This window comes from Leifsonia poae, assembly GCF_050632195.1.
GTDB classification, from domain to species: domain Bacteria; phylum Actinomycetota; class Actinomycetes; order Actinomycetales; family Microbacteriaceae; genus Leifsonia; species Leifsonia poae_C.
Window position 1 is genome coordinate 285,734 of record NZ_CP192580.1, and the last position, 26,703, is coordinate 312,436.

A 26,703-nucleotide genomic window follows, 5' to 3' on the forward strand; every position below is an offset into this window, starting at 1 on the left:
TTCCGCTGCTCGGCTCGTTGGTCATCAGCCTGTTCGAGTGGCCGCTGTTCGGCGCACCGACCTTCATCGGCTTCGCCAACTACCAGAAGCTCTTCGCCGATCCGACCTTCTACACGGTGCTGATGAACACCGTGATCTTCGCCTTCGTCTACACCGCCCTGAACCTGGCTTTGGCGCTCGGGGTGTCGCTGTGGCTCAACACGAGGGTCAAGTTCGCCGGGTTCTGGCGAGTGATCTTCTTCCTGCCGGCGATCACGCCGATGGTCGCCAATGCTTTGGTGTGGCGACTGCTTCTCAGCGACAACGGCATCGTGAACTCGGCGCTCGCATCCGTGGGCATCGACGGTCCGAGCTGGCTCTCCGACTCGACGTTCGCGCTGTTCTCGGTGATCGTGATGTCGGTGTGGCAGTCGTTCGGCTACAACGTGATCGTTCTCTCGGCCGGTCTCGGCGGCATCCCGAAGGAGATCCTCGAGGCTTCGCGCATGGACGGCACGAGTGCGTGGCAGCGGCTGCGGTCGATCATCCTGCCGATGATCTCGCCGTCGCTGTTCTTCACCATGACCATGACGATGATCGGGGCCTTCCAGGTCTTCGTTCAGCCGCAGATCCTGACGCAGGGCGGTCCGGGCGAGTCGACCAACACGTTCGTGCTGTACCTGTATCGCAACGGTTTCGTCTTCGATCGTCTGGGCTACGCCTCGGCGCTCGCCTGGATCCTGTTCATCGTCGTGATGCTCATCACCGCATTGCAGTTCGCGGGACAGAAGAGGTGGGTCAACTATGACAAGTGAGACGCTGACAGTGCGGAAGCGCCCGAAGATGCGCCGTGCTCAGAAGGTCACGGCCGTCAGAACGTGGGCGAACACTGCCGCGATCGGCGCCGTCGCGCTGATTTTCACCTTCCCGTTCATCTGGATGTTCTTCTCGGCGCTGAAGCCCGAGAGCGAGGTGTTCTCGGCGACGCCGACGTTCATCGGCTCGGAGGTGAAGTGGTCCAACTTCGTGGATGCGTGGACGCTCGTCCCATTCGGACGGTTCATCTTCAACGGCTTCTTCGTGTCGATCATGGGCGCGCTGCTGTCGGTGATCGTGGCAACGCTGTCGGCCTACGCGTTCTCGCGGCTGCGCTTCAAGTATCGCGACCGAATCTTCCTGCTGTTCGTGCTGACGCTGGTGCTTCCCCAAGAAGTGCTGGTTGTGCCTCTGTTCATCATGATGAACGCGCTCGGACTCGTCGACTCATACGTCGCGCTGATCATTCCGTTCGCCTTCACGGCTTTCGGCACGTTCCTGCTGCGCCAGTTCTTCCTGACGATTCCGATCGAATACGAGGAGGCCGCTTTGATCGATGGGGCGTCGCGCTTCCGCACGCTCTGGTCGGTGCTGCTCCCGCAGCTGACCGCACCGCTGTCGGTGCTCGCCGTGTTCTCGTTCATCGGTTACTACAACTCGTACCTGTGGCCGTTGATCATCATCAACAGCCAGGAGCTGGCAACGGTTCCGCTCGGACTGGCGATGTTCACCGGCGAGCACGGAACGCAGTGGAGCCTGATGATGGCGGCTTCGACGCTCGCGATCATCCCGTCGCTGATCATCGTGGCCGTGCTGCAGCGGCAGCTGATCAAGGGCGTCGCCCTGGGCGGCTTCGGCGGCCGCTGACGCCGTTCAGCATCCTGACAACCGACAAGACACCGAAAGCAGAGCTATGACCCTGGCACCGCCCGCAACAGCCCGAGCCGTCGACGGCACGATCGTCAGCGCGGAGGCCTGGCTGAGCGACCTCGAAGTCGAGACCGTGCGCACGGATGCAGTGCAGTCGTTCGTGAAGCAGGAGACGATCTTCGTGCGCATCCGCACCGCGGACGGTGTCGAGGGCCTCGGTTACAGCTACACGATCGGCACTGGCGGCGGTGCCGTACTGAGCCTGTTGCGCACGGGTCTGCTCGAGGTCCTGGTGGGGCTCGACGCGAACCGTCCGGAGGCGGTCTGGCGGGCGCTCTTCTCCTCGACGCGAGCGACCACGGTCGGCGTGATCACCTCACTCGCGCTCGCCGCGATCGATACGGCGGTCTGGGATGCCCGGTGCAAGGCCGCAGCGCAGCCCCTCTGGGTGGCGGCCGGCGGCGCACGCCCGAGCATCCCGTTGTACGACACCGAGGGCGGCTGGCTGCACTTCACCACCGACGAGCTGGTCGCGCAGGCCGTCGAGTCGCAGGCCCTCGGGATGAACGGGGTGAAGATCAAGGTCGGCAAGCCTCGCGGGCACGAGGATTTCGAGCGCCTCGCCGCCGTGCGCGAGGCCGTCGGACCGGGACTCGACATCATGATCGATGCGAACCAGTCGATGACCGCCGCCGAGGCCATCCGGCGGGCGGCGCTGTTCGAGCCGCTCGACATCTTCTGGTTCGAGGAGCCGTTGCCGGCCGAGGATGTCGCCGGTCACCGGCGTCTCGCGGAGTCGACGAGCATCCCTGTGGCCGTGGGGGAGAGCATCTACTCGGTCGGCCAGTTTCGCGAGTACCTCCAGGCGGGCGCCGCCTCGATCGTCCAGGTCGACGTCGCACGAATCGGCGGGATCACGCCGTGGCTGAAGGTGGCCCACCTCGCCGAGGCGTTCAACGTCTCGGTGGCGCCGCACTTCCTGATGGAGCTGCACGTGTCGTTGACTTGCGCGGTGCCGAACGCACTCTACCTGGAGCACATCCCGCAGCTCCGAGCGGTCACGCACGGCGAGATGACCGTCTCGGCGGGGCACGGGGTCGCCCCGACGGCTCCGGGACTCGGCATCGATTGGGACCTCGATGCGATCGACGATCTGAGGGTGCAATGACCAGAATGAGCAGCGTGGAAGAGATCAGACCGTACGGTCGTGCCGGGCTCACGGTCGGACCGATCGGGTACGGCGTCGCGGCCCTCGGCAACCTGTACCGCGCACTGCCCGACGACGTCTGGCCGGCCTGCGTGCCCGCCGCCTGGACGGCCGGGGTGCGCTATTTCGACGTAGCCCCGCACTACGGTCTCGGCCTCGCTGAGGAGCGTCTCGGCGTCTCGCTCGAGTCCATGCCGCGCGAGGAATATGTGCTGTCGACGAAGGTCGGCCGTCTGCTCGAGCCGAACCCGGACTTCCGGCCGGGGGATTCGGACATCGGCAACCTGTTCGACGTGCCGTCTACTCGGCGTCGCCGATTCGACTTCTCGCGCGACGGTGTGCTGCGCTCGGTCGAGGACAGCCTCACCCGGCTCGGCGTCGATCGCATCGACGTGCTCTTCGTGCACGACCCCGACGAGTTCGAGCGCGAGGCCCTCGACGGAGCCTTCCCGGCGCTGGAGGAGCTGCGCTCTCAGGGTGTCATCACCTCGTACGGAGCAGGGATGAACCAGTCGGCGATGCTCACCAGGTTCGTGCAGCAGACCGACCTCGACATCGTGATGTGCGCCGGCCGGTACACGCTTCTCGACCAGGCTGCCGAGCAGGATCTGCTCCCGGTCGCCGCAGCGAGGGGTGTCTCGGTGGCCGTCGCCGCAGTGTTCAACTCGGGGATCCTCGCCACCGATCGCCCGCGGGCGGGGGCGACCTACAACTACGGCGAGCCTCCGGTCGAGCTGATCGCACGAACCGAGCGGATCGCGGACATCGCCGCCGGATACGGTGCGACCGTTCCACAGCTCGCCGTGCAGTTCCCGCTCCGGCATCCGGCGGTCTCGACGGTCGTGCTGGGTGCGGATTCCGCCGAGCAGATCACCCGCAATGCCGGGCTGAGCGACGTTCCCGTGCCCGACGACCTCTGGCGCGAACTCGAGGACGCGGGGCTGATCGCCGCTCTCCCGACCGAAGGGTCGTGACCGATGGCGACGCGAATCCTCTACCCTCTAGCCTCTATCCTCTCTTTTCCCCTGACTAGACCTACTATTTCCTCATGAGCATCGAATCCGCATCCGGCGAACACTTCCTCCCCGCGAGGAGGGCCCTCGCCGACGACGTCTACGACGCGGTGCTCGCGCTGCTCATGGACCAGGTCATCGAGCCGGGCAGCCGTGCGAGCATCGATGGCATCGCCCGGCAGCTCAACGTCTCCCCGACCCCGGTTCGCGAGGCGCTCGCGCGCCTCGAGTCGGAGGGTCTCGTCGTCAAGCGGGCGCTCAAGGGATACACCGCCGCCCCCGTCCTCGACAGCGAGGGCCTGCGTCAGCTGTTCGAGATGCGCCGCCTGATGGAGCCGTACGCCACCCGCAACGCGGTCGGCGAGCTCACTCCGGAGACCCTCAACGAACTCGAAGAGCTCTGCGAGGAGATGCATCGGAGCGGAGCAGCGGCGCAGACCGGCGAGGACCGCTTCAAGGACTACCGCGACTTCGCCGACCAGGACTCCGCGTTCCACCGCATCATCGCGGAGCACTCGGGCAACCTGCTGCTCTCAGACGCGATCGCGCGCCTGCGCTCGCACATGCACCAATACCGCATCTACTTCAAGCACGGCGTGGTCGACGAGACCTCTGGGGAGCACGAAGCAGTTCTCGAAGCGCTGCGGGCCGGCGACGGCGAAGCTGCGGAGAAGGCGATGCTCGACCACATCACGAAGTCGTATCACCGCATCTCGGCGAGTCTCGACGGGTCAGAGGGCGCGAGCTAGCGCATCCACGAACCGGTCGATCACGCGCGGATCGCCCACCGATCGCGTGGGATTGAGCTCACCGACCGACAGCACTCGGAACCGAGGGTCGCGGCACAACACCGCCAGCGCTTCGGCCGCCTCGGCGAGGTCGGGTCCGGTGTTCCTGCCGCCCGTGTCCTCAGCCAGCGGCGCGTCAGTGAAGTCGAGCACATCCACGTCGAGGTGAATGGCGAACGGCCCCGCGCCGAACCCAGCGAGCACACGCTCGGCGGCCGCGCGCGGGTCAGCCGCCACCTGAGAACCGGTCGTCACCGCGAGTCCGAGCGAGTCCCGGATGCGCCGCTCACCGCCCGTGGTCGCCGCCGGGTCGACGCCGAACAGGTGCACTCGATCGGGCGTGAGCACGGGCTTCGTCCTCAGTGCATCCCGGAGCTCGCGGACGCTGCCCGGAACGTCGAGCAGGAGGGCGAGCCCCATCCAGTCGAGTGCGCCGTCCGTCGTGGTGTCGGGGGTGTTCAGGTCGGAGTGGCGGTCCATGTAGACGAGCCCCGCATCCGGAGCACGAGCGGTCAGCGCGCTCATCACGCCGAGCGCCACCAGACAGCTGCCTCCGAGCACGAGAACGTGGGCGTCATCGTCGAGGGCTTCTCCGACCTGCAGGTCGAGCGCGGTCACTGAGGCGATGACCTGATTGACGTTCTGGGCGAGCGGATGCGCCGCATCCGGAGCCCAGATGTGCAGCGGGCCGTCTCCACCGTCGACGACCTCGTGGCCGCGTTGACGCAGCCGCTCCAGGATGCCCCGCTCGCGCAGCACGCGCGGCGCCTGCTCCTGGCCGGCCGCGTAGCTGCCGGCGCTCGACGGCGCCCCGATGACCACGATCTTGCGCGTGCGTGCCATGCCCATAGTTTGCCCGTCGCAGACCCTGGACGCACTTGTTTTACATGCATTGCCGCGCTCGTCTCCTTACGGCTGGCGTAGTCTACCTATATCCAATAGGATGTTGGTTGCGGGTCCCCGCGACGATGATGTGGAAAGGGCAGCGAGTGAGCACTGTCACAGGTTTCGAGACACTGGACGTTCGATTCGAGACATCCGCGATGCTCGACGGCTCCGACGCGATGAACCCAGACCCCGACTACTCGGCGGCCTACCTGCGGATGACGACGGATGCCGGCGACGGCCACGAGGGCCACGCATTCGTGTTCACGATCGGCCGCGGCAACGACGTACAGGTCGCCGCCATCGAAGCCGTCGCCCACCGGGTGCTCGGGCGCGACGTCGAAGCGATCCTTGCCGACCTCGGCGGCTTCTGGCGGGAGTTCGTTTACGACTCGCAGCTGCGCTGGCTGGGGCCCGAGAAGGGCGTCATGCACATGGCGATCGGCGCTGTGGTCAACGCGTTCTGGGACCTCAAGGCCAAGCGTGCCGGCCTGCCGCTGTGGCAGCTGCTCGCGCGCATGTCGCCCGAAGAACTCGTCGACCTGATCGACTTCCGCTACCTGAGCGATGCCCTCACGCGAGACGACGCGCTGGCGATCCTCCGCGCCGCCGAACCCGGTCGCACCGAGCGCGAGGCAACGCTGCTCGCCCTCGGCTACCCGGCGTATACGACGACCCCCGGGTGGTTGGGCTACTCCGACGAGAAGCTGCGTCGCCTCGCCCGCGAGGCTGCCGACGAGGGGTTCGGCCAGATCAAGCTGAAGGTCGGCGACCGGCTCGAAGACGATGTGCGACGGATGCGCATCGCGCGCGAGACCGTCGGCCCGGGCATCCGGATCGCCATCGACGCCAACCAGCGCTGGGACCGCGATCAGGCGATCGAGTGGATCCGCGCCCTCGAGCCCTTCGACCTCGCCTGGGTCGAGGAGCCGACCAGCCCCGACGACGTGCTCGCGCACGCCGCGATCGCGCGTGCGGTGTCGCCTGTGCGCATCGCGACCGGCGAGCACGGCATGAACCGTGTGCTTTTCAAACAGCTCCTTCAGGCCGAAGCGGTCTCGATCGTGCAGATCGACTCGACCCGCGTCGCCGGGGTCAACGAGAACCTCGCAATCCTGCTGCTGGCCGCGAAGTTCGGCATCCCTGTGTGCCCGCACGCCGGGGGAGTCGGCCTGTGCGAGGCAGTGCAGCACTTCTCGATGTTTGATTTCGTGGCCGTCTCCGGCACCGAAGAAGACCGGATGATCGAGTACACGAAGCACCTCCACGAGCACTTCGTGGCACCGGTCGAGGTGCACGGCGGCCGCTACCGCGCCCCGCTCACACCGGGGATCGGGATGGAGATGCTGCCCGCATCCCTCGCCGCCCACCAGTTCGACCAACCCGTTCTGCGCTGAGCAGAAGACGAAAAGCGAGCCCCGGGATGCCCGGGGCTCGCTTTTCGTGGTGCTGGTGACCCGGTCAGTCGGCGGGTCGCGGGCGGAGGGTGTGCATGCCACCGTCGACGGCGAGGATGACGCCGTTCGTGCTGCCCGAGGTGGGGGAGGCCAGGTAGGCGACGGCCTCGGCGACCTCGTGCGGCTGCACGAGTCGGCCGCTCGGCTGGCGGGCTTCGAGAGCTGCGCGTTCGGCCGCAGGATCGGCGGCGCTGTCGAGCAGGCGACCCACCCAAGGCGTGTCCGCCGTTCCTGGCGCGACGGCGTTGACCCGGATGCCCAGAGGCAGGCAGTCCGTCGCGATCGCGAGGGTCATCGCCGAGATCGCGCCCTTGGATGCGGAGTAGAGCACCCGCTGCGGCAGGCCGCTCCAGGCGGCGATCGAGCTGGTCAGCACGACGGCCGCGGCGGCGGATTCCTTGAGGTGCGGCATCGCGTGCCGGATCGTGCGGGCGGAGCCGATGACGTTCACATTGAGGACGCGCATCCACTCGGCGTCGTCATTGGCCTCGACATCACCCTGGGCGCCGATGCCTGCGTTGGCGATCAGCACATCCAGCTGCCCGGCATCGGCCACGACGGCCTCGATGGCTGCGCGCACGCTCTCGTTATCGCCGATGTCGCACCGGATGCCGACGTGCGGTGCGACGACGCTACTCGCGTCGAGGTCGAGGCAGTAGACGCGGGCGCCCTGAGCGTTGAGTTCGTCGGCGATCGCCTTGCCGAGTCCGGATGCTCCACCGGTCACGGCCGCGACGAGTCCTGCGAATTTCTGGGTCATCGGGTTCTCCTCAGTTGACGGCGGCGCGCATCGTCGCACGCTGTTCGCCGAGACGGTCGATGCCGAGTTCGACGACGTCGCCGCTCTCGAGGTACGGGAACCGGCCGGAGAGCGCCACGCCCTCCGGAGTGCCGGTGTTGATCAGATCGCCGGGCTCCAGCACGGTGAACTGGCTGAGACGGTAGACGATCTCGGCGACGTTGAAGATCAGGTCGCTGGTGGTGGAGTCCTGCCGGGACTCGCCGTTCACGGTCGACCACAGCCGCAGCCCGGAACCGTCGCCGATCTCCGCGGCAGGCAGCAGCCAAGGGCCGACCGGGTTGAAGGTCTCGAAGCTCTTGCCCTTGCTCCACTGACCGCCGGACCGCTCGATCTGGTACTCGCGCTCGGAGACGTCGTTGGCGATCGTGAAGCCGGCGATGTGCGCCAGGGCGTCCGCCGGCGACGCGAGGTAGCGAGCCCGCTTGCCGATCACGGCCGCGAGCTCCACCTCCCAGTCGGTCTTCACCGATCCCGGTGGGATCAGGATGTCGTCGAACGGGCCGACCACGGTGTTCGGATGCTTGTAGAAGACCACGATGTCCTTGGGCGGCTCGGATCCGGACTCGCGTGCGTGTGCCGCATAGTTCATCCCGATGCAGATGACCGCGGAGGGGCGGGCGATGGGTGCGCCCACGCGCATCCCGGTACCATCGAGGACAGGCAGTTCACCGGCCGCTACCGCTGATTCGGCCCGCTCGAGACCGCCGGATACGAAGAAGGCGCCGTCGAGATCGGCCGTCAGCGGGCGCAGATCCCACGTCGTCTCGCCGTCGGTCACAACCGGGATCTCTGCCCCGGGCTCACCGAGTCGCATGAATCGCATCGAGGGTCCTTTCGCTCGTCACCGAAACCCTATTACTATTTCCTATAGCATTCAAAGACTCAGCGAGGAGAACCCATGCGCGTCGCCCTGCACTCCGTGCTCCGAGAGGGCCGGGAATCCGGCTATGTGGAGGCGCACGTGGTCATCCCCGACGACCTCGTCGAGTCGTTCGAACGGGTCGGGATCCACGACTGGAGCATCTGGCGCAGCGGCGCGGATCTCTTTCACCTGGTCGACTGCGACGACTTCGCAGTGGCGATGGATGCGCTCGACACCGACCCCGCCAACGAGCGCTGGCAGGCGTTCATCGGACAGTACGTCGACCATTTCGTGACCACCGGAGACGGGCCCGCCGGCATGATCCTGGACCGGGTGTGGAATCTGACCAGACAGCGCGAAGCGGCCGACTCCACTTCGTGAGTCCACTCTGAGTGGACCCCGTGCGGGGGTGGAACGCATGTGTTCACAACTTGACTACAACATTCGGATATTGCACTCTTATCGCTATGACCGCCACTTCGGGTTCTCTCGTCCGTGGCGCACCGAACCCCGGGTCGCAAGGCGCGCTGAGGCACTTGAACCAGGAGAGGCTCTTCGAGTTCCTCCTGTCGAACGGCCCATCGACTCAGGCGGAGCTGGCGCGCGGAACGGGGCTCTCCACCGCCACTGTCTCGAACATCGTTCGCGACATGACGGCGAAAGGCGTCGTCGCGACATCGCCGGTCAACAGTTCCGGACGACGCGCGCTGCTCGTCCGCCTCACCGACACGGGTGATATCGCAGTCGGCGTCGACTTCGGCCGACGCCACGTGCGGATCGTGCTCGCCACTCTCGGCTACGAAGTACTGGCGGAGGAGTCGGTCGTTCTCCCGCTCGGCTACGACGTCAGCGAGAGCCTGCACGCCGCCGCCGGTCTGCTCGACCGCCTGCTCGAGGGCAACGGCTTCGAGCGCCAATCGGTGCTCGCAGTCGGAGTCGGTGTTCCCGGCCCCATCGACCGTCGCACCGGCACCGTCATCCAGGGCGCGATCCTGCCCGAGTGGGTGGGGGTCAAGCTACGCGACCTCGAGGATGCGTTCCGCTTCCCGGTGGTGGTCGACAACGATGCCAACCTGGGAGCACTCGCCGAGGTCACCTGGGGAGAGAACCGCGGCATCCGGAATCTCATCTTCGTGAAGATCGGCTCGGGGATCGGTGCGGGCCTCATCCTGAACGGTCAGCCGTACTACGGCTACCTCGGGATCACAGGCGAACTGGGGCACACGCCGGTCGCCGAGCACGGAATCATCTGCCGCTGCGGCAACCGCGGCTGCCTCGAGACCGTGGCATCCACCACCGTCATGCTCGACTCGCTGAGCCGCGGGTCCGGCGAGTCGGTGACCACGGCCGACATCGTCGGGCGGGGGCTCGCGCGCGACCCGGCGACGCTCCGGGTGGTCGGGGATGCGGGCGCAGCAATCGGCAAGGCGATCGCCAACATCGCGAACATCATCAACCCCGAGATCGTGCTCATCGGCGGGCCGCTCTCCGGTCTGGGCGACACGTTGCTCGACCCGATCCGCCACGGAATCATGCAGAACGCCATCCCCGCGATCGGCGAGACCACCACGCTCAGGATGTCGTCGCTCGGCGACCGCGCGGAGTCTCTCGGGGCCGCCGCCCTCGTCATCCAGAGCGCAATCGCAGTCCACGACTGATCGAGCGGACGCCGGACCCGTCAAGTCGTTATCAGGTCGTTGTGTTCACTATTTGACGCCAAGACCGCACTTAGCGTTTACTACTTAGGCAGATGCATTGCATGCGCTGCCTGCGTCACCAGTAAGCCAAGAAACGAGCAGTAACCGTAAAGGAGCGACGATGTCGTCGAACGCAGTCATCCTCGAGATGCGCGAGATCACCAAGGAGTTCCCTGGGGTCAAGGCGCTCGAAGATGTCTCCCTCACCGTTCGGGCCGACGAGATCCACGCGATCTGCGGCGAGAACGGTGCAGGAAAGTCCACCCTGATGAAAGTCCTCTCGGGTGTTTACCCGTATGGCACGTACACCGGCGACATCATCTACCAGGGTGACGAGGTGCGGTTCAAGGACATCAAGTCCAGCGAGAAGTCGGGCATCGTCATCATCCACCAGGAGCTGGCGCTGATCCCGGAGCTCTCGATCACCGAGAACATCTTCCTCGGCAACGAGCCTGGTCGGTTCGGCGTCATCAACTGGGGCGAAGCAAAGACCCGCGCCACCGAACTGCTCGCCCGGGTCGGCCTCACCGACGACCCCGACACCCAGATCAAGAACATCGGTGTCGGCAAGCAGCAGCTGGTCGAGATCGCGAAGGCGCTCAACAAGTCGGTCAAGCTGCTCATCCTCGACGAGCCGACCGCTGCGCTCAACGAAGCGGAGTCCAGCCACCTGCTCGACCTCATCCTGGGGCTGAAGAGCAAGGGCATCAGCTCGATCATGATCTCGCACAAGCTCAACGAGATCGAACGCGTCGCCGACGAGATCACGATCATCCGAGACGGCCGCACGATCGAGACGCTGAACGTGAAGGAAGACGGCGTCGACGAGGACCGCATCATCCGCGGGATGGTCGGTCGCACGCTCGAGAGCCGCTTCCCCGACCGCACACCCGAGATCGGCGAGAAGTTCTTCGAGGTCAAGGACTGGATCGTTCAGCACCCGCAGGTTCCGGACCGCCTGGTCGTCAAGAACTCCAGCTTCTACGTACGACGTGGGGAGATCGTCGGATTCGCGGGCCTGATGGGCGCCGGCCGCACCGAGCTCGCGATGAGCGTCTTCGGCCGTTCGTACGGCAACTTCGTCTCCGGCGAGATCTACAAAGACGGCAAAGAGATCCAGGTGCGTAACGTCAGCGAAGCCATCGACGAAGGCATGGCCTACGTCAGCGAGGACCGCAAGGTGCTCGGGCTGAACCTGCTCGACGACATCAAGCAGTCGATCGTCGCCGCGAAGCTCAAGAAGATCGCCAAGTTCAACGTCGTCAACGACGAAGAGGAATACGCGATCGCCGAGCAGTACCGCAAGAGCCTGCGAATCAAGACGCCCGACGTCGACCGCGGCGTCAGTACCCTGTCGGGCGGCAACCAGCAGAAGGTCGTGCTGGCCCGGTGGATGTTCACCGACCCCGACCTGCTGATCCTCGACGAGCCCACACGCGGCATCGACGTGGGCGCGAAGTACGAGATCTACGGCATCATCCAGGCACTCGCGGCCCAGGGGAAGGGCGTCATCGTCATCTCCTCCGAGCTGCCCGAGCTGCTCGGCATCTCCGATCGCATCTACACGATCTTCGAGGGCCAGATCACCAACGAGCTTCCGGTCGCGGAAGCCACCCCCGAGACACTCCTGAGAAGCATGACATCCGCCAAGAAGAGGGTTGCCCGATAATGACCACACAGATTCCCGAAACGAAGAAGTCCGGAGGAATTCGCGACCTCGGCAAGATGTTCGGCAGCGGACAGTCGACCGGGCGCCAGTTCGGCATCCTCGGCGCTCTCGTCGTCATCATCATCCTGTTCGAGATCCTGACCGGCGGTAAGACCCTCGAGCCGGTCAACCTCATCAACCTGGTCAACCAGAACGCGTACGTCCTGATCCTCGCCATCGGCATGGTGATGGTCATCATCGCGGGCCACATCGACCTGTCGGTCGGTTCGGTCGCTGCGGTGGTGGGCATCATCGTCGCGAAGTCGATGCAGGACTGGCACCTGCCCTGGCCGCTCGCGATCATCCTGGGCCTGCTCGTCGGTTGCGCGATCGGCGCCTGGCAGGGCTGGTGGGTCGCCTACGTGGGTGTTCCCGCGTTCATCGTGACCCTGGCCGGCATGCTCATCTTCCGTGGCCTGAACCAGGCAATCGGAAACGCGAACACCATCCCGGTGCCCGACGGCTTCACCTACATCGGTGGCGGCTTCCTCCCCGACTGGGGTCCCGACTTCGGCTACAACAACTCGACGTTGCTACTCGGGTTGATCATCGCCGTCGTCATCGCTGTCGCCGAGTGGCGCAAGCGTCGCACCCAGACCAAGATGGGCTCCGAGAAGGCGCCCCTCTGGGTGAGCGTCTTCAAGGTGGTCGTGATCGACGCCGTCGTGATCTACGCCGCGTTCCTCTTCGCCGGTGGCCGCATCGGCACCAGCTTCCCGGTCTCGGGCGTCATCCTCGGCATCCTGGTGATCCTGTACTCGTTCATCACCCGCAGCACGATCTTCGGCCGTCACATCTACGCGGTCGGTGGCAACTGGCACGCGGCAGAGCTGTCCGGCGTCAAGATCAAGCGCATCAACTTCTTCGTCATGATGAACATGTCGGTGCTCGCGGCGCTCGCCGGAATGGTCGCGGTCGCCCGCTCGATCTCCTCCGGACCGCAGGACGGTCTCGGCTGGGAGCTCGACGCGATCGCCGCCGTGTTCATCGGTGGCGCGGCGGTCTCCGGTGGTATCGGAACGGTCGCCGGATCGATCATCGGTGGTCTGGTCATCGCGGTCCTCAACAACGGCCTGCAGCTGCTCAGCGTCACCTCCGACCGCGTCCAGATCATCAAGGGCCTCGTGCTCCTCGTGGCTGTCGGCATCGACGTGTACAGCAAGCGTCGTGGCGGTGCCTCGTTGATAGGCAGATTCAGTCGCAAGGACAAGTCCGCCGACGCGGCCGGGGCCGACCAGCCCACGGTCGAGCCCTCCGCCGACGAGCCCGAGGCCACCTCGCGCTCGCTCAGCTCCTGAAGTTTTATCCCGAAGTAACACCTGCAAGATCCCCTGCACCATCCAAAAAGAGAAAGTGAAAGAACACATGCGCAAAATCGCAATCGCGACAGTGGCCGTCGCTGCTGCCGCCGCGCTGGCCCTCTCCGGCTGCTCCAGCCGTGGTTCCGGAGGCGAGACCTCCGGTGCTGCCGGTTTCGACAAGGGAGCAACCATCGGCGTCGCCCTTCCGACTAAGACGTCGGAGAACTGGGTTCTGGCCGGTGGCCTGTTCACCGACGGCCTGAAGTCCGCCGGGTTCAAGCCCGACGTGCAGTACGCGGGTGCCTCCGGCGCGGTCGCCGACCAGCAGAGCCAGATCCAGTCGATGATCACCAACGGCGCCAAGGTCGTCATCATCGGTGCCGTCGACGGTGGCCAGCTCGCAGCTCAGGCGAAGGCAGCCCACGATGCCGGCGCGACCGTCATCGCCTACGACCGCCTGATCCTCAACTCGCCGAACGTCGACTACTACGTCGCGTACGACAACGAGAAGGTCGGCGAACTGCAGGGCCAGGCCCTGCTCGACGGCATGAAGGCCAAGTTCCCTGACGCCAAGACCTACAACATCGAGCTGTTCTCGGGTTCGCCCGACGACGCCAACTCGAAGGTCTTCTTCGACGGTGCCATGAAGATCCTGCAGCCGAAGATCGACGACGGAACGCTGAAGGTCGTCTCCGGACAGACCGACATCAAGCAGACCGCAACCCAGGGCTGGCTGCCGGCAAACGCGCAGACCCGCATGGACACCCTGCTCGCCGCGAACTACGGTTCGACCGAGCTGAACGGTGTGCTGTCGCCGAACGACACCCTCGCCCGCGCCATCATCACCTCGGTGCAGGGCGCTGGCAAGCCGGTCCCGATCGTCACCGGTCAGGACTCGGAGCCGGAGTCGGTCAAGTCGATCATGGCCGGTGTTCAGTACTCGACCATCAACAAGGACACCCGCAACCTGGTCAAGCAGGCCATCGCGATGGTCACCGACCTGCAGCAGGGCAAGAAGCCTGAGACGAACGACGACAAGTCGTACAACAACGGCGTCAAGGTCGTCCCGGCCTTCCTGCTCAAGCCGGTCATCGTCACCAAGGAGAACGCGGCCGAGGCTTACGCCAACGACCCGACCCTTGAGCCGCTGACCAAGTAGTCACCACCTAGCAAAACGCGGTACCCGAAAGGGCCGGGCCTCTCACGAGGTCCGGCCCTTTCCCCGTCTCGGGGGCGCTAGTCCGCCGCGAGGGTTAAAGGGGTCTGGGGCCGGATGCGGATCGCTCCGCACCGGCCCCAGCCTCCCCCAAGATCCCCCGTGTTCCCCCAGCCGAAGATCTTGAACCCCAAGGTAGCGCCGCTGGCTGCGGCCGAGCATCCGGGCTGGCACGGATCTTTTGTCTCGGCACCCCGTCGGACCGCATCACGCATGACGACGTGTTTCCACAACGGTTGTCGTGATTGTATGTCATCACTAAGCTGCCAATATGTTAGGTACGAGAACTGCTCGCCGGCCATTTACGGATGCTCGATCATGACGGTCGATAAGGCCACGGGCACGCTCTCGTTCTCGATGCAGGCGATCGATCGACGGCTGCTGCGCAACGATGTGTACGCGCTGTTGCTCGAGCGCATCATCACCGGTGATTTCGCACCCGGAGTGCGGCTCAAAGACTCGGAACTCACCGAATGGCTGATGGTCTCGCGCACTCCGGTGCGGGAGGCGCTCAGCCGCCTCGCGGTCGTGGGGCTAGTGAAGACCGCACCCAATCGCTTCACTCTGGTGGCGCCGCTCGTGCTCGGCGAGGTCGCGGACGCCGTCGGCATCCTGTGCCGGCTCTACCCGGACGCTGTCGCCGAGAGCCGACGTGGTTTGACGGATGATGTCGAGCTGGAACTCGATCTCATCGCCGCGCGACTGCGCCGGGACCCGCTGCTCAACCCGGTCGAGATGGTGCAGCGTGTGCTCGGCGTGATGCTCGGGACTCTGCGCAACCGCGTGCTCGCCGACACCATCGAGGCCGTGCAGCTGCGGGTGTTGCGGTACCTGAATGTGAGCGCCTCCCCGTCGCGGCTGCTGACGAACGAACGGGTGGCCAGGCTCGCCTGTTCGCTCGGGTCACGCAGTGACGATGCCATCGACATCCTGAATGAGTTCCTCGAAGAGATCAGTGTGCTGGTCGCGCGTGAGGCGGCTGCGAGCGTCCGGTGAGGGCACCTCGGCGAAGTGCTGCGCGGTAGAAACGCACCATCTCGGCGGCAGGAGGACGTTCCCGGGCCATCGTCGCCGTATCCGTACGCCTGGCGGCAAGATGATGGCGCCACGATTCGTATGCGCAGCGATGATCCCAGCCTGCGGCGGCCGCGGCCTCGAGGGTGCGGCACCAGCCGATCAGTTCCCTGCCTTCCGACCGCTGCGCCCAGGTGACCACGCGAAACCAGATCTCCGGCCTGTTCGGGTCCCCGAATGCGAACCGACGCACCACGGCATATGCCTCACCGGCGGCCCCCTGGCGAAGCACCCACTCGGTCGGTTGCGCATTGACGACGGGGTGCCACGCGGCCAAAGCTCTCCTCAACTCGTATAGACAGCCCGGCCCGCTGCATTCACAGAGTACGAAACGCCTCCGACAGCGACGGCTGCCGTCGAGACCGCCCGGCTAGGCGTCGCGAGTCACCGGCGCACCGGATAGCGCAGGTGGAGTACCCGGTCGCCCTGGATCACCGCGTCAGGGTCCTCCAACAGGTGCTGCGCGTCGACCGATCCGAAGTAGCGCTTGCCCGATCCGAAGACGACGGGCACGACATCCATGCGCACCTCGTCGATCAGTCCCGCGGCGAGCACCTGGCCGCCGACATCGCCCGCGGCGACCTCGACGATGCGGTCGCCCGCAAGCTCCCGCGCCTTGGCCACGGCTGCCTCGACGCCGTCGACGAAGTGGAACGGGGCCTCGGGAGCCCAACCCTGGGGCGCGGGCCGGTGCGTCACCACGATGACATGGTCGATCCCGCTCGGCGGCTTTCCGTCCCAACCGTCCGTCATATCGAAGACGTGGCGCCCGACGACGGTCACTCCGATCTGGTCCCAGTACGGCCGGGTGTAGTCGAACGACGCCTGCGACACAGTCAGGGCGCCGCTCTCGTCCAACGGCACGTCACCGCTCAGCAACCAGTCGAACAGCGGCCCCGGCTGATCGTTCTCATCCGCGATGAAGCCGTCGACCGATACCGAGCTGTACATGACTACTTTGCCCATGACACCCTCCCTGGTGGGAACGTCCTCAGTTTAGGGATCGTCGGGGTGCCGGTCACGGCCTAGGTGACGAGACGGATGAGGGCGGCCACGAGGGCGGCAGCAGGAACCACCACGATGAACGGAACGCGGAGGGCGTAGAGTCCGGCGGCGATTGCGATCGCAGGGAGGCGTGCATCCACTTGCAACGATTGGCCGGCACCGAAGGTCTGCACGCAGATGAGGGCCGCGAGCAGCGCGGCCGTGAGCAGGTCGCTCACACGCGCGACGACCGGGTGGTCGAGCGCCTTCGGCGGCACGAGCCAGCCAATCGCCTTCAGTCCGAGCACGATGATCGAGCCGAGCAGGATGATGTTCCAGGTCGTCACGGTTCCACCTCCCGTTCCATCGGGATGGCTTCGGGATGCGGTGGGTCGGTGCGCCGGCCGAACAGGTTCAGCACCCCGATCACGATCGCCACAGCGGCGGCTGCGAGCACGGGAAGTCCCGGCATGAGGAACGGCGTGAGCAGGGTCGCGACGAAGCCGGCCGCGACGGCCACGGCCTGCGTCTGGCGTGCCTTGAGCCGTGGCCAGAGGAGGCCGAGGAACGCGGCCGCCGCAGCCGCATCCAGACCGTATGCCTTGACGTCGCCGATCAGGTTGCCGAGGAGCGCGCCGGCGAGGGTTGTGAGGTTCCAGCCGATGTAGACGACGAGCCCGGTGGTCCAGAAACCGATGCGTTGTGCGCGGGGTTCCTGCTGCGCCGTGGCGACGGCGGTCGACTCATCGATGGTGAGCTGCGCGGCCGCCGAGCGGCGCCAAAACCCGGGGCCGATGATCCGGGAGAGACGAAAGGCGTAGAACGAGTTGCGAACTCCGAGCAGAGCAGCGCTGGCGATGGCCGAGCCACCCGCTGCGACGCCGCCGGAGGCGAGCACGCCGATCAGGGCGAACTGCGAGCCGCCGCTGAACATGACGAGACTCAGCACGCAGGCCTGCCAGACGTCGAGTCCGGATGCGGTGGCCAAGGCCCCGAATGACACGCCGTAGACGGCCGTCGCGATCCCGACAGCCCAGCCGGAGCGCGCGGCGGCTCGCTCCTCGGCGGTTCGGGTCATCCGACTATCCTCGGGGCGGGTCGGCCGCCACGCAAGTCGTCGGAGCCTCGAGCGGCCGGGCTATCCGGAGATCAGTCGAAGAGGCGCGAGACCAGACGCTCGGCGGTGTCGTCTTCGAGGGTCCACGGCTGGAAGATCACTCGCGAGATGATGGGCGCGATGACGTAATCGACGATGTCGTCAGCGGTCACGCCGGCATCCTCCGCGCGCTCGACGAACATGGCCGCCTCGACGCGCCGGTTGCGCAGGCAGTCCGACGTGCGCTCGCCCGCATTAGCTGCTCCGCCGCGCAGTAGCGCCGCGTTGACGGGCTTGCGATAGTGGGCGACGATCTCCGCTGCCCAGGGGTGAGGTCGCCCTGCAGGGATCCGGTCTGGGCCAGAGGACGTTCCGGGTCGAGCCGGTAGGTGGCGATGTCGTTGAGAAGAGTCGGGAGGTCGCCCCAGCGGCGGTAGATGCTCGTCGGATTGACGCCGGCGCGCTCGGCGATCATCGGAACGGTGACTCGGTCGCTGCCGCGCTCCTTCACGAGCTCCTCGACGGCAGTGCGGACGTTGTGGATGACCGCGGCACTGCGGCCGCCTGTCCTCGATGACGTGGTCGTTGCTTCCATGTTCCCTATGTTAAAGCAAAAATTGTTGCTTTTGCTGAGAATCGGGTCTAGTGTCTCTAAAGCAATCAGATTTGCTTTAGGAGACACGATGTCCACTCTAGAAGAAACGCTCAGCGCGACCGGATCCATTCCCGTCCGCGCGACTCGGGTGCCGAGTCGACGCACCCTTCGTCCGGTAGCCGCGTTCGTCGGCTCCGCTCTCGCCTTTGTGGCCGTCGCCTTCTCGGTCGGCGCCCCGAGCCCGCTCTTCGTGCTCTACCAGCACGAGTGGGGCTTTGCCGACTGGATGCTCACCGTCGCCTTCGCGATCTACGCGATCACTCTCCTGGTCACGCTTTTGATCGCCGGCTCGCTCTCCGATCACATCGGACGACGCCCAGTGCTGATCGGCGGCCTCGGCCTCATCATCGTCGCGATGGTGCTCTTCCTCTTCGCGCAGGACATCGGCTGGATCATCGTCGCCCGTGCGGTTCAGGGTGTGGGGACGGGCGCCGCGATGGCGACCTTCACGGCGTACCTGGTCGAGCTCGCGCCGGAACGCCACAAGAAGCTCGGCGCGGTGATCGGCAGCACGGCTCCCGTCGGCGGTATTGCGCTCGGCGCGTTCGTCACAGGTCTCGTCGTGCAGTTCGCCGCCGACCCGACCGTCTGGATCTTCTCCGCTCTCGCCGTGACGTTCGCCGCTGCACTGCTCGTGGTGGTGGGGTCTCGCGAGACGGTCGATGGGCGTCCCGGTGCGGTTCGCTCGCTCATCCCTCGCCTGCTGATCCCGCGTCCTGCTCAGCGGGAGTTCCTGGGTGCACTGCCCCTGCTGATAGCGGCATGGATGCTGTCGGGCCTCTTCATCGGCCTCGCCCCGTCAATCGTGCGCGGCGTCTTCCACCTCGAGAGCGGACTCGTGAACGGGGCGGTGGTCGCGCTGGCACCCGCGGTGGGAGCGACGGCCGGACTGGTGCTCAGTCGGTTCCCGGCGCGCATGTCGACGATCTGGGGGAGTGTCGCGCTCATCCTCGGCGTCGGCCTCACGGTCGCCTCTGTCACGGCGGACTCGCTCTGGCTGCTCTTCCTGGCTTCGGCGGTGGGCGGAGGCGGGTTTGGGGCGGCGTTCTCGGCGTCGCTGCGCATCCTGGCCCCGCTGGCACCGACCCACCAGCGTGCCGAGCTGTTCGCGGGTGTCTACCTCGTGAACTATCTGGCCTACGGCGTTCCCGCGCTCGCCGCCGGAGAGCTCATCGGTGTCGTCGGTCTCGTGCCGACGGTTATCTGGTACTCGGTGGCGATCGCGGTGGCAGCGGTCGTGGGGATCGCCACCCAGCTCATGCTGCTCAGGACACGTCGGTCGCAGGCCCAGCCGGTGTGACGTCGATGAGGGCCTTGCCCACGAGGCCGTTCTCGACGGCGTCGTGGGCAGCGGCCGTCTCCGCCAGCGAGAAGCGCGTGAAGGGCAGGCCGTTCTCGGCTCCGACTCCGAGTGCGCCGTCGCCGGCCGCCCGTGCGACAGCGCGCACGGCCGCATCCTTCACATCCGTCGGGGTCGTGTAGGTGAGCACGAACTGGTAGCGGAGGTTCTTCGACATGCTCGGCCGCACCGGGATGGCGAGCTCAGGCTTCGCGTCGGCGTAGATCGAGATGGTGGCGTCGACGGACGCGACCCGGATGTTCAGGTCGGCGTTGGCGCTCGGGTTCACCTCGACGATGATGTCCACACCGCGAGGGGCGAGCGCGCCGATCGCCTTCGCCGCATCGTCGTCGCGGTAGTTCACGACATGATGCGCACCCGCATCCGCTGCGAGCACGGCCTTGTCGTGGCTGCTCACGGTCGAGACGACCGTGGCTCCTGCCCAGACGGCGAGCTGAATGGCGGCATGTCCGACTGCGCCCGCGCCGCCCGCGACGAGAACGGTGCGGCCTGTAAGAGAGCCGGGCGCGAGCTCGCGCGGTGCATAGTCATACGAGGTGAGTGCGCGATGCGCGGTGAGGGCGGGGATGCCGAGGGATGCGCCGACGTCGAAGCTCACCGCATCCTGAAGCTTGACTGCGTGGCGCGCGGGCAGGGCCACGAGTTCCTGGGCCGTTCCGTTCGGTCGCTTGTACGCCGCATCCCACAGCCAGACGCGGTCACCGACGTGCAGACCCTCGACGCCGTCGCCGACCTCGTCGACGACTCCCGCTCCGTCTTGATTCGGCACCTGCGGCACGGGCAGCTCGGCGCTGCCACTGCCCTGCCTTGCCTTCCAGTCCGTGGGGTTGACGCCCGAGACGTGGATGCGCACGCGCACCTCACCAGCGCCGGCGTGCGGCTCCTCGCGCTCACCGAAGGTGAGAACCTCGGACGGACCGGTTGACGAATACGTGACAGCCTTCATGACACCAGCCAACCACTCCGGTGCCGGATGTGATTCCCCACGGAGCCGATGAAACCCGGAATCAGCCGGTCGCGCACCCGCCCGCACCGATGGGCGCAGCACCGACGGAGTTGAGAACCGGACGCAGCTCGGCGAGCGTCAGCGCGTATCCGGTGTCCGGATCGGTCGTAGACCGGGCGAAGACCACGCCGACCACTCTGCCCTGAGTGTCGAGCAGCGGTCCGCCGGAGTTTCCTGGTCGCACGACGCCGCGCAGCGAGTAGATGTCGCGGTCGACCGTTCCGCTTTGGTAGATGTCCGTTCCCCGGGCTATCACCCGATCGCGGACGCGCTCGGGGCTGATCGTGTACGGGCCGTTGCCGGGGTAGCCGGCAGCATAGGCCTGCGCGCCCGAGGTGAGATCGTCACCGATGTCGAGCGCCGGTGCGGAGAGGTCTGTCACGTCGAGCACCGCCAGGTCGCGGCTCGGGTCGAAGGCGATCAGGGTGGCCCGGATGGGCGTGGCCGCCCCGGATTCGCGAACCGCGATCGTAGACGCTCCGGCCACGACGTGGGCGTTGGTGACGACGCGGCCGCGCGAGACGACCCAGCCGCTGCCCTCGGAGTCGACCCCGCATTCCGGCTTGGACGCGAGCACGGTGACCACTGAGGACTGGGCCGCGTTCACGGCAGCGGGGATGGTCGGATCGGGAGGCTGAACCGTCTTGATCGATTCGGCGCCCGCGAAAACCTCGGGCAGTCCCGCGCCGGCGAGCGCGTCGTCGACCGCGCCGAGCACGGTCGACGACGGTACTGGCGCAATCGCGTTGAGCGTGGCGACTACGCGCGACGACGCAGTGGCCTGCACGACGGTTCCGATGTTCGTGGCGAGAGCGAACCCGGCCAGCAGCCAGACGACGACACCCCACGTGAGGAGCCCGAGCGCGCCGCCGACCAGGGAGTCGACCCAGCGGATCGGTCCGTGGCGCAGCAGCTTGCCGATGATCGAGGCGAGCGCAGCAGCTAGCGCGTACGCGATCGAGGCGCAGGCGAGCACGACGAGCGCGGCGACGACGGACCGCTGAAGGATGCTGCCCCAGCCGAACGAAGCCATCCAGCCGACGACGAGCGGCGCGAGCGCCAGGCCGGCGGCGATCCCGAGCGCAAGGCCCACGAGTGCTCCGGCCGAACGGATGGCACCGCGGCTCCAGCCGAAAGCGATGGCGGCTACGGCGAGCACCACCAGCACGACGTCGACCACGGTTTCCACCAGGCAACCATGCCGCACCAGCCTGGATACATGCTCAACCTCGTATGTGGATCGCCGGAGTCAAGCCGCGGCGACCAGACGGATCCGCTCCGCTTAGAGCCGCCCGTCTTCTTCGTCGCCGTCGTCGACCGCTTCGGGGTCGGGCAGCGACACCGGAACGATATCCGCATCGAGGAGGCGTTCCGGCACAGCGGTCGTGGTCTGGTTCTGGGCGTCTTTGTCCATGCGCGTACCGTACGCCCCGCGCACGCCTGTGCCAAGCATCCGTTACGCCCGGTGTTCACCGGGGAGGATCACCCGCCCGTTCGGAAAACTAGCGAGCGGGTGACCTCCCGTGGTCACTTCAGCGGGTCGTCGTCTTCCGCGGGCGGTTCGGATCCTGCTGCACCGTCTGCCGCCGCGGGCTTGCGGCGGCTCGTGAGCACGACTATCAGGACGCCGATGATCGCGAGCACCACGATTCCGACGCCGATCCCGATCACGAGGCCGAGGTTGTTCGAGTCGTCGGCGGCCGCGGTCGGCGCTGCAGTCCCGGCGGTCTCGGTCGGCTGTGCTCCTGCCGGAGTCGTCGCCGTGGCGCTGGGGCTCTGGGTCGGCTCGCCGCCCTTCTTGCAGGCCGGGCTGTCACTACCCGCACCTGCGACGGTGCCGGCCGGCGGCTGGTACGTGAAGGCGTACGAGTTGGACACCGTGTGACCGTCGGCCGAGACAATCTGGTACGTGACTGTGTACGCGCCTTCGGGGCCGAGCGCCACTGGAGCAGAGACGACGGTGTCGGCGGTCATCGCGCATCCCGTCTCGAAGTGACGTCCGGACGCGTCGGTCACCTCGACGAGCGAGCTGCTGCCGTCGCCGCTGAGGTCGAGCACGCGATCGTTGAACGTCAGAGAAACCTGCTCGACGGGCGTGGTCACGGTGGCGCCGGCCGACGGGTCGCTGCTGACGAGATAGTCGTGAGCAGAGGCCCCCGCCACCGGGAGCAGCGCGAGCGCTACGGCGGCTGCCGCGGCGACGGATGCAGTCAGCGCGCGAACGTGTCTCATGCGTTCACCTTCCCACGCCGACGGGTCGCCGCGAAGACCGCGACCACGAGCGCGATCGCGCCGAGCGCGAGGCCCGCGATCCCGAGGCCGATCGCTACCGCATCCGTCGACCCGGTCGAGGCCGTGGCGGTCGGAGCGGGAGTGTTCGTCGCGACGACGGGGTTGGCGCCGTCCGCCGCCGGAGCCTTGTCGTTGATGTACAGGACGGGTGCGGGATGCTCGGGCTCAGCACCCGACGCCGGCGTCTTGTCCGCCCAGTCCACGACCGAACCGTCGGAGTACGTCTGGTGCGCCGGAAGCAGCACCTGGCCCGTGTCGGGCACGGCACCCGCGGAGATCGTGAACAGCTGGAACTGGCCGGGCGCTACCTGCACGCCGCTGTCGGCCGTCCAGGTGACGCGCACCGGGGCCTCGGTGATGGTGCCGTCGTCGGTCTTGATGGGCTTGGCGAGCTTCTCGGTGTCGACGGTCGTCGTCCATCCGGCGAGTGGCTGGTACGAGACGGAGGTGAACGGGGTGGCGGTCGGCAGGTCGACCACGAGCTTCACCGTTCCCGCGGTGGCCGACTCGGTCGGCACCTTGAAGGTGAGGGTCGCGTAGCTGCCGGCGGTTGCCTGGCCGGGGTCGACGCGCACGTGCGCGCTGGCCGCGAGCGGTGCGGCGAGGAGGAGCACGGCGGTGGTGCCGGCCGCGAGGGATGCGGCGAAAGTACGTTTTTTCATGGGGGTAGTCCTCGGTCGAAGTCGTCGGGATCCACGGGGCGGGATCCAGGATGCGGTGAGCGCGCAGACGCACGCTGTCCACGGCATCCGTGGAGCGACGTCAGAACGCGGCGATCACCCGAGGTGGCCCGCGGTGCCGGAGGCGGGCCAGGGGGAGTCCGAGGTCGCGCATCCGGGGCAGGTCGGCGTCGACGGCGACGGACGAGGCAGGGGCGAAGACAGCTGCGACGGGGGATGCGACCGCCGCGAGGTGCGTGACGATGCGGGCGACGCCCATCCTGGTCGTCTCGAACAGACTCCAGAATGCGCGCTCGCCGAAGCGCAGCGCGATGACGGTGATGAGCACGGCGCTCGCGTGACTGAACCACATGGCGGGCGTGGTCGGCAGCGCGCCCATGTCGGCGTGACCGGATGCGCCGCTCGCCGCTGACATGACCAGGTGAGACCCGGCGTGCAGGTGTGACATCATGGCCGAGCCGTCTGCCGAGCTGAACGTCGCCGTGCCACCGCCGATGCTGAAGAGCAGGTGGAACAGGAGCTGGCTGAGCCCGACCGAGATCGCGAGGCGCCAGAGCGACAGCTTGCGGGCCGTCAGGGCGATCGAAGCCAGCACCGCGAATGCGAGACTCAGCGCGAGCGGGATGAGACCGGGTGCGGAGCCGCCGCCGGCGACGTGGAACAGCGCCGCAACGAAGATCGCGACGGACGATGCGAGCAGTCCGCGCGCAACGCGAGCCCACCTCGATCCCATGTCGTTCCCTCCGCCGATCCGTCACCGGTAGTTCGGATCCAGTCTAGGAGGCGGATGGGATGCGGGCTTCAGCGCGGGCTTCGGTGCGGACGTCAGTGCAGCCGGCGCTGCCAGTCCGCGGGCACCCGGCCGGCGGGCCCGGGGGCGGGCTGGTCGTCGGGGTGACATTGCGGATCGGCGAGGGCCGGGCCTTCCCCTGTCTGGCCGGTTTCGTAGTCGTAGAACCAATCCTCGCCCGGCTCGAACGAGCGGATGATGGTGTGGCCGGTCTCGCGGGCGTGCGCCGTGGCGTGCTGGGAGGGGAGCTGTCGCAGCATCCGACGTGCCCGCACGCTGTGCAGCGCCGCAGATGGAACCACCAGCCGTCGGTCTCCGAACATTCGACGCATCCGGTGCCGCTCGGGGAGACGGCCTGATCGATGAGGGTCGGTTCAACCATGCGCCAATTGTCGTCGCCGCGGCATCGACGCGCCAGACCCGTATCCCCGACACAGTGCGTGTAGTTTCAACCGATCCGTTGAAATGTAAGATGTTTTCGAGTGTTCGCTCGCACTGTGAACTGGTATCCCTGAAGGAATCGGATCGGATGATGATGAGAAGTAGTCGGCGGTCTGAGCGAACTGGTGGGCGGGGCCTAGCTGTCGCGGCCATTCTCGCGTCGGTCGTTTTTGCACCCATGGGGATCTATCTCGGTGGGAAGGTCATGGAACGCTTTCCCGATTCGTCGAGCGCGACGATCGGCCGCATCGCGTTCTGGCTGGGGTATGCGGTCATCGCGGTGGTGATTGTGGGGGTGTTCCTCCCCATGGTCTTCGCGGCGACCTTCTAGCTCCGGGACTGGGTGCCCGGCGTCGCGCGGCATCGACGCGCCAGACCCGTATCCTACGAGGACCGCAACCCGGCGGCTGTTCGGAGGCACAAAGGAGGTCGCATGCCCAGAGGAGCGAACCTTCCCGTGATCGCGGCGTTCAACGAGACCGTGCTGCTCGACGCCATCCGTCGGTCCGAGGCGGGGCTGAGCCGGGTCGAGCTCGTGGGTGCGACCGGGTTGTCGGCGCAGACGGTCACCAACGTGAGCCGGCGGCTGCTCGCCCAGGGGCTGATTCGGGAGGCGGGCAGCCGGCCCGTTGACGGTCCAGGCAAGCCGCGCACGATCCTGCAACTGGAGCCGACCGGTTCGTACGCCCTCGGCGTGCACCTCGACCCGACCGTGATCACCTGCGTGCTGCTCGACCTCGAGAGCACGGTCGTCGAGCACACCCACCGGCAGTCGCCCGTCTCAGGCGATGCGGCGGAGACGATGGCGCTCGCTGCCGAGGCTGTCGCCGAACTGCTGGAGCGATCCGGGGTCGACCGCGAGCGGGTGAGCGGAATCGGTGTCGCTGCGCCGGGCCCGATCGACGCGGGCACGGGTGTCATGGTGAGCCCGCCGCTGGTTCCCGGATGGTCGGGGCTGCACCTCCGGGACGAGCTGACGGCCGCGACCGGGTTGCCGACGCTGATCGCCAAGGACGTGACGGCGGCCGCTGTCGCCGAGCGTTGGCGAGACCCGGCCGGAGCCAGCGGCAACTTCGCGTTCGTCTACTACGGCACCGGAGTGGGCGTCGGGCTGGTGCTCGCGAACGAGGTCTACACCGGCGCATCCCAGAACGCGGGCGATGTCGGGCATGCGATCGTCGATCCCGGCGGCGCGCTCTGTCCGTGCGGTCGGCGCGGGTGCTACGGCGAGTCGGTGCGCCCGGGACAGCTCGTGCTGCAGGGGATCCGCGATGGCGTGCTCGCCGCACCGGACGGCAGCGGAGACGGCGGCGACCTCGACGTCGAGGCGGTCGACGAGCTCTTCACGGCGCTGACAGCGGCAGCGAGTGACGGGGATGTGGCCGCGGGACGCATCCTGGACCGCTCGATCGCGAACACCTCGCTCTACTTGACGAATCTCAGCGGACTGCTCGACATCGATCGTGTCGTGTTCGGTGGGCCCTCCTGGGCGCGCGTCGAAGCGCGCTATCTCGAGCGGTTGCCGCTGCGGCTCGCGGCCGACGACATGGGCATCCTCACGCATCCGGTCACGGTCGCCTCAAGCGCAGTCGGGGATGATGTCGCGGCGGTCGGCGCCGCGTGTCTCGTGCTCGATCGGGCGTTTTCACCCCGGTCCACCCTGGCCTGATCGGTCCACCCCCGTTCGAGGTATTTGTGGAAATGTCCTGACAAGCATTGCGTAT

28 protein-coding genes and 1 pseudogene are annotated in these 26,703 nt (G+C 66.9%); 15 read left to right on the plus strand and 14 right to left on the minus strand.

What is annotated here, in order from left to right; genetic code table 11:
• The first annotated feature begins 17 nt into the window (after positions 1–17).
• From ACQ86A_RS01610 to ACQ86A_RS01630, 5 genes are all read left to right on the plus strand, one after another.
• Complete coding sequence (locus ACQ86A_RS01610) at positions 18–794, plus strand: carbohydrate ABC transporter permease (protein WP_431278892.1); 777 nt, start codon at positions 18–20, stop codon at positions 792–794.
• A complete protein-coding gene (locus ACQ86A_RS01615; RefSeq protein WP_431278893.1) occupies positions 784–1,662 on the plus strand; it encodes a carbohydrate ABC transporter permease in 879 nt (292 codons plus the stop codon). Before ACQ86A_RS01610 ends, ACQ86A_RS01615 begins: the two co-directional genes overlap by 11 nt.
• Before the next feature lie 46 nt (positions 1,663–1,708).
• Positions 1,709–2,833: a mandelate racemase/muconate lactonizing enzyme family protein gene (locus ACQ86A_RS01620; protein ID WP_431278894.1), complete on the plus strand. Its 1,125-nt coding sequence runs from the start codon at positions 1,709–1,711 to the stop codon at positions 2,831–2,833.
• A 14-nt stretch (positions 2,834–2,847) separates the two neighbouring features.
• Positions 2,848–3,846 carry an aldo/keto reductase gene (locus ACQ86A_RS01625; protein ID WP_431278895.1) on the plus strand — a complete coding sequence of 333 codons (999 nt, stop codon included), beginning with the start codon at positions 2,848–2,850 and terminating at the stop codon, positions 3,844–3,846.
• Positions 3,847–3,920: 74 nt separating this feature from the next.
• Positions 3,921–4,634 (plus strand): GntR family transcriptional regulator, encoded by a 714-nt coding sequence (locus tag ACQ86A_RS01630; RefSeq protein WP_431278896.1) that lies wholly within the window; start codon positions 3,921–3,923, stop codon positions 4,632–4,634.
• Here ACQ86A_RS01630 and ACQ86A_RS01635 read toward each other — a convergent pair.
• A complete protein-coding gene (locus tag ACQ86A_RS01635; protein ID WP_431278897.1) occupies positions 4,617–5,516 on the minus strand; it encodes an arginase family protein in 900 nt (299 codons plus the stop codon). The genes ACQ86A_RS01630 and ACQ86A_RS01635 overlap by 18 nt on opposite strands.
• A 146-nt stretch (positions 5,517–5,662) precedes the next feature.
• Here ACQ86A_RS01635 and ACQ86A_RS01640 point away from each other — a divergent pair, with 146 nt between their 5' ends.
• Positions 5,663–6,955 carry an enolase C-terminal domain-like protein gene (locus tag ACQ86A_RS01640; protein ID WP_431278898.1) on the plus strand — a complete coding sequence of 431 codons (1,293 nt, stop codon included), beginning with the start codon at positions 5,663–5,665 and terminating at the stop codon, positions 6,953–6,955.
• A gap of 64 nt (positions 6,956–7,019) precedes the next feature.
• On the opposite strand, the gene ACQ86A_RS01645 is transcribed toward ACQ86A_RS01640, so the two are convergent.
• Positions 7,020–7,775: an SDR family NAD(P)-dependent oxidoreductase gene (locus ACQ86A_RS01645; protein ID WP_431278899.1), complete on the minus strand. Its 756-nt coding sequence runs from the start codon at positions 7,773–7,775 to the stop codon at positions 7,020–7,022.
• A 10-nt stretch (positions 7,776–7,785) separates the two neighbouring features.
• Positions 7,786–8,640 carry a fumarylacetoacetate hydrolase family protein gene (locus ACQ86A_RS01650; RefSeq protein ID WP_431278900.1) on the minus strand — a complete coding sequence of 285 codons (855 nt, stop codon included), beginning with the start codon at positions 8,638–8,640 and terminating at the stop codon, positions 7,786–7,788.
• A 75-nt stretch (positions 8,641–8,715) separates the two neighbouring features.
• Between ACQ86A_RS01650 and ACQ86A_RS01655 the strand changes: the two genes are divergently transcribed.
• From ACQ86A_RS01655 to ACQ86A_RS01680, 6 genes are all read left to right on the plus strand, one after another.
• Complete coding sequence (locus tag ACQ86A_RS01655) at positions 8,716–9,060, plus strand: L-rhamnose mutarotase (RefSeq protein WP_431278901.1); 345 nt, start codon at positions 8,716–8,718, stop codon at positions 9,058–9,060.
• A gap of 86 nt (positions 9,061–9,146) precedes the next feature.
• Positions 9,147–10,337 (plus strand): ROK family transcriptional regulator, encoded by a 1,191-nt coding sequence (locus ACQ86A_RS01660; RefSeq protein WP_431278902.1) that lies wholly within the window; start codon positions 9,147–9,149, stop codon positions 10,335–10,337.
• 160 nt (positions 10,338–10,497) lie between these two features.
• Entirely contained in the window at positions 10,498–12,045 is a 1,548-nt protein-coding gene (gene mmsA, locus ACQ86A_RS01665; RefSeq protein WP_431278903.1) for a multiple monosaccharide ABC transporter ATP-binding protein, read from the plus strand.
• Positions 12,045–13,382, plus strand: a complete 1,338-nt coding sequence (gene mmsB / locus ACQ86A_RS01670; protein ID WP_431278904.1) for a multiple monosaccharide ABC transporter permease — start codon at positions 12,045–12,047, stop codon at positions 13,380–13,382. The genes mmsA and mmsB overlap by 1 nt, the downstream gene beginning before the upstream one ends.
• A 67-nt stretch (positions 13,383–13,449) precedes the next feature.
• Positions 13,450–14,544 carry a substrate-binding domain-containing protein gene (locus tag ACQ86A_RS01675; protein WP_431278905.1) on the plus strand — a complete coding sequence of 365 codons (1,095 nt, stop codon included), beginning with the start codon at positions 13,450–13,452 and terminating at the stop codon, positions 14,542–14,544.
• Positions 14,545–14,919: 375 nt separating this feature from the next.
• A complete protein-coding gene (locus tag ACQ86A_RS01680; RefSeq protein WP_431278906.1) occupies positions 14,920–15,597 on the plus strand; it encodes a GntR family transcriptional regulator in 678 nt (225 codons plus the stop codon).
• 462 nt (positions 15,598–16,059) lie between these two features.
• Here the strand turns inward: ACQ86A_RS01680 and ACQ86A_RS01685 are convergent, their stop codons facing one another.
• The 4 genes from ACQ86A_RS01685 to ACQ86A_RS01700 all read right to left on the minus strand — a co-directional run bounded on the left by ACQ86A_RS01685 (position 16,060) and on the right by ACQ86A_RS01700 (position 18,350).
• On the minus strand, positions 16,060–16,641 hold the full coding sequence (locus ACQ86A_RS01685) for a dihydrofolate reductase family protein (RefSeq protein WP_431278907.1): 582 nt from the start codon (positions 16,639–16,641) through the stop codon (positions 16,060–16,062).
• Between the two features lie 59 nt (positions 16,642–16,700).
• Positions 16,701–17,006 carry an AzlD domain-containing protein gene (locus ACQ86A_RS01690; RefSeq protein ID WP_431278908.1) on the minus strand — a complete coding sequence of 102 codons (306 nt, stop codon included), beginning with the start codon at positions 17,004–17,006 and terminating at the stop codon, positions 16,701–16,703.
• Positions 17,003–17,737, minus strand: coding sequence for an AzlC family ABC transporter permease (locus ACQ86A_RS01695; protein ID WP_431278909.1), 735 nt, complete (start codon positions 17,735–17,737; stop codon positions 17,003–17,005). The genes ACQ86A_RS01690 and ACQ86A_RS01695 overlap by 4 nt, the downstream gene beginning before the upstream one ends.
• 187 nt (positions 17,738–17,924) lie before the next feature.
• Positions 17,925–18,350 (minus strand): helix-turn-helix domain-containing protein, encoded by a 426-nt coding sequence (locus ACQ86A_RS01700; RefSeq protein ID WP_431278910.1) that lies wholly within the window; start codon positions 18,348–18,350, stop codon positions 17,925–17,927.
• Positions 18,351–18,438: 88 nt separating this feature from the next.
• On the opposite strand from ACQ86A_RS01700, the gene ACQ86A_RS01705 reads away from it, so the two are divergent.
• A complete protein-coding gene (locus tag ACQ86A_RS01705; protein ID WP_431278911.1) occupies positions 18,439–19,710 on the plus strand; it encodes an MFS transporter in 1,272 nt (423 codons plus the stop codon).
• Here ACQ86A_RS01705 and ACQ86A_RS01710 read toward each other — a convergent pair.
• The 7 genes and pseudogenes from ACQ86A_RS01710 to ACQ86A_RS01740 form a co-directional block, all read right to left on the minus strand.
• Positions 19,676–20,716, minus strand: a complete 1,041-nt coding sequence (locus ACQ86A_RS01710; protein WP_431278912.1) for an NADPH:quinone reductase — start codon at positions 20,714–20,716, stop codon at positions 19,676–19,678. The genes ACQ86A_RS01705 and ACQ86A_RS01710 overlap by 35 nt on opposite strands.
• A gap of 61 nt (positions 20,717–20,777) precedes the next feature.
• Positions 20,778–21,965, minus strand: a complete 1,188-nt coding sequence (locus ACQ86A_RS01715; protein ID WP_431278913.1) for a MarP family serine protease — start codon at positions 21,963–21,965, stop codon at positions 20,778–20,780.
• A 93-nt stretch (positions 21,966–22,058) separates the two neighbouring features.
• A complete protein-coding gene (locus tag ACQ86A_RS01720; RefSeq protein WP_431278914.1) occupies positions 22,059–22,190 on the minus strand; it encodes a hypothetical protein in 132 nt (43 codons plus the stop codon).
• 113 nt (positions 22,191–22,303) lie between these two features.
• Positions 22,304–23,008 carry a copper resistance CopC family protein gene (locus tag ACQ86A_RS01725; RefSeq protein ID WP_431278915.1) on the minus strand — a complete coding sequence of 235 codons (705 nt, stop codon included), beginning with the start codon at positions 23,006–23,008 and terminating at the stop codon, positions 22,304–22,306.
• A complete protein-coding gene (locus ACQ86A_RS01730) occupies positions 23,005–23,730 on the minus strand; it encodes a YcnI family protein (RefSeq protein WP_431278916.1) in 726 nt (241 codons plus the stop codon). The genes ACQ86A_RS01725 and ACQ86A_RS01730 overlap by 4 nt, the downstream gene beginning before the upstream one ends.
• Before the next feature lie 100 nt (positions 23,731–23,830).
• Positions 23,831–24,481, minus strand: coding sequence for a hypothetical protein (locus ACQ86A_RS01735; RefSeq protein WP_431278917.1), 651 nt, complete (start codon positions 24,479–24,481; stop codon positions 23,831–23,833).
• A gap of 92 nt (positions 24,482–24,573) precedes the next feature.
• A pseudogene (locus tag ACQ86A_RS01740) lies at positions 24,574–24,920 on the minus strand (UBP-type zinc finger domain-containing protein).
• Positions 24,921–25,157: 237 nt separating this feature from the next.
• Here ACQ86A_RS01740 and ACQ86A_RS01745 point away from each other — a divergent pair.
• Both ACQ86A_RS01745 and ACQ86A_RS01750 read left to right on the plus strand, forming a co-directional pair.
• The gene (locus ACQ86A_RS01745; RefSeq protein ID WP_431278918.1) at positions 25,158–25,310 is read left to right on the plus strand and encodes a hypothetical protein; all 153 of its coding nucleotides are present in this window, start codon (positions 25,158–25,160) and stop codon (positions 25,308–25,310) included.
• A gap of 102 nt (positions 25,311–25,412) precedes the next feature.
• Positions 25,413–26,648 carry an ROK family protein gene (locus tag ACQ86A_RS01750; protein ID WP_431278919.1) on the plus strand — a complete coding sequence of 412 codons (1,236 nt, stop codon included), beginning with the start codon at positions 25,413–25,415 and terminating at the stop codon, positions 26,646–26,648.
• Positions 26,649–26,703 lie beyond the last annotated feature (55 nt).

Coding starts and splice junctions, on each gene's coding strand:
- ACQ86A_RS01615 (WP_431278893.1), top strand. CDS start 784: ATGACAAGTGAGACGCTGACAGTGCGGAAGCGCCCGAAGATGCGCCGT.
- ACQ86A_RS01620 (WP_431278894.1), top strand. CDS start 1,709: ATGACCCTGGCACCGCCCGCAACAGCCCGAGCCGTCGACGGCACGATC.
- ACQ86A_RS01630 (WP_431278896.1), top strand. CDS start 3,921: ATGAGCATCGAATCCGCATCCGGCGAACACTTCCTCCCCGCGAGGAGG.
- ACQ86A_RS01635 (WP_431278897.1), bottom strand. CDS start 5,516: ATGGCACGCACGCGCAAGATCGTGGTCATCGGGGCGCCGTCGAGCGCC.
- ACQ86A_RS01645 (WP_431278899.1), bottom strand. CDS start 7,775: ATGACCCAGAAATTCGCAGGACTCGTCGCGGCCGTGACCGGTGGAGCA.
- ACQ86A_RS01650 (WP_431278900.1), bottom strand. CDS start 8,640: ATGCGATTCATGCGACTCGGTGAGCCCGGGGCAGAGATCCCGGTTGTG.
- ACQ86A_RS01655 (WP_431278901.1), top strand. CDS start 8,716: ATGCGCGTCGCCCTGCACTCCGTGCTCCGAGAGGGCCGGGAATCCGGC.
- ACQ86A_RS01660 (WP_431278902.1), top strand. CDS start 9,147: ATGACCGCCACTTCGGGTTCTCTCGTCCGTGGCGCACCGAACCCCGGG.
- mmsA (WP_431278903.1), top strand. CDS start 10,498: ATGTCGTCGAACGCAGTCATCCTCGAGATGCGCGAGATCACCAAGGAG.
- mmsB (WP_431278904.1), top strand. CDS start 12,045: ATGACCACACAGATTCCCGAAACGAAGAAGTCCGGAGGAATTCGCGAC.
- ACQ86A_RS01675 (WP_431278905.1), top strand. CDS start 13,450: ATGCGCAAAATCGCAATCGCGACAGTGGCCGTCGCTGCTGCCGCCGCG.
- ACQ86A_RS01680 (WP_431278906.1), top strand. CDS start 14,920: ATGACGGTCGATAAGGCCACGGGCACGCTCTCGTTCTCGATGCAGGCG.
- ACQ86A_RS01685 (WP_431278907.1), bottom strand. CDS start 16,641: ATGGGCAAAGTAGTCATGTACAGCTCGGTATCGGTCGACGGCTTCATC.
- ACQ86A_RS01695 (WP_431278909.1), bottom strand. CDS start 17,737: ATGACCCGAACCGCCGAGGAGCGAGCCGCCGCGCGCTCCGGCTGGGCT.
- ACQ86A_RS01700 (WP_431278910.1), bottom strand. CDS start 18,350: ATGGAAGCAACGACCACGTCATCGAGGACAGGCGGCCGCAGTGCCGCG.
- ACQ86A_RS01705 (WP_431278911.1), top strand. CDS start 18,439: ATGTCCACTCTAGAAGAAACGCTCAGCGCGACCGGATCCATTCCCGTC.
- ACQ86A_RS01710 (WP_431278912.1), bottom strand. CDS start 20,716: ATGAAGGCTGTCACGTATTCGTCAACCGGTCCGTCCGAGGTTCTCACC.
- ACQ86A_RS01720 (WP_431278914.1), bottom strand. CDS start 22,190: ATGGACAAAGACGCCCAGAACCAGACCACGACCGCTGTGCCGGAACGC.
- ACQ86A_RS01725 (WP_431278915.1), bottom strand. CDS start 23,008: ATGAGACACGTTCGCGCGCTGACTGCATCCGTCGCCGCGGCAGCCGCC.
- ACQ86A_RS01730 (WP_431278916.1), bottom strand. CDS start 23,730: ATGAAAAAACGTACTTTCGCCGCATCCCTCGCGGCCGGCACCACCGCC.
- ACQ86A_RS01735 (WP_431278917.1), bottom strand. CDS start 24,481: ATGGGATCGAGGTGGGCTCGCGTTGCGCGCGGACTGCTCGCATCGTCC.
- ACQ86A_RS01745 (WP_431278918.1), top strand. CDS start 25,158: ATGGGGATCTATCTCGGTGGGAAGGTCATGGAACGCTTTCCCGATTCG.
- ACQ86A_RS01750 (WP_431278919.1), top strand. CDS start 25,413: ATGCCCAGAGGAGCGAACCTTCCCGTGATCGCGGCGTTCAACGAGACC.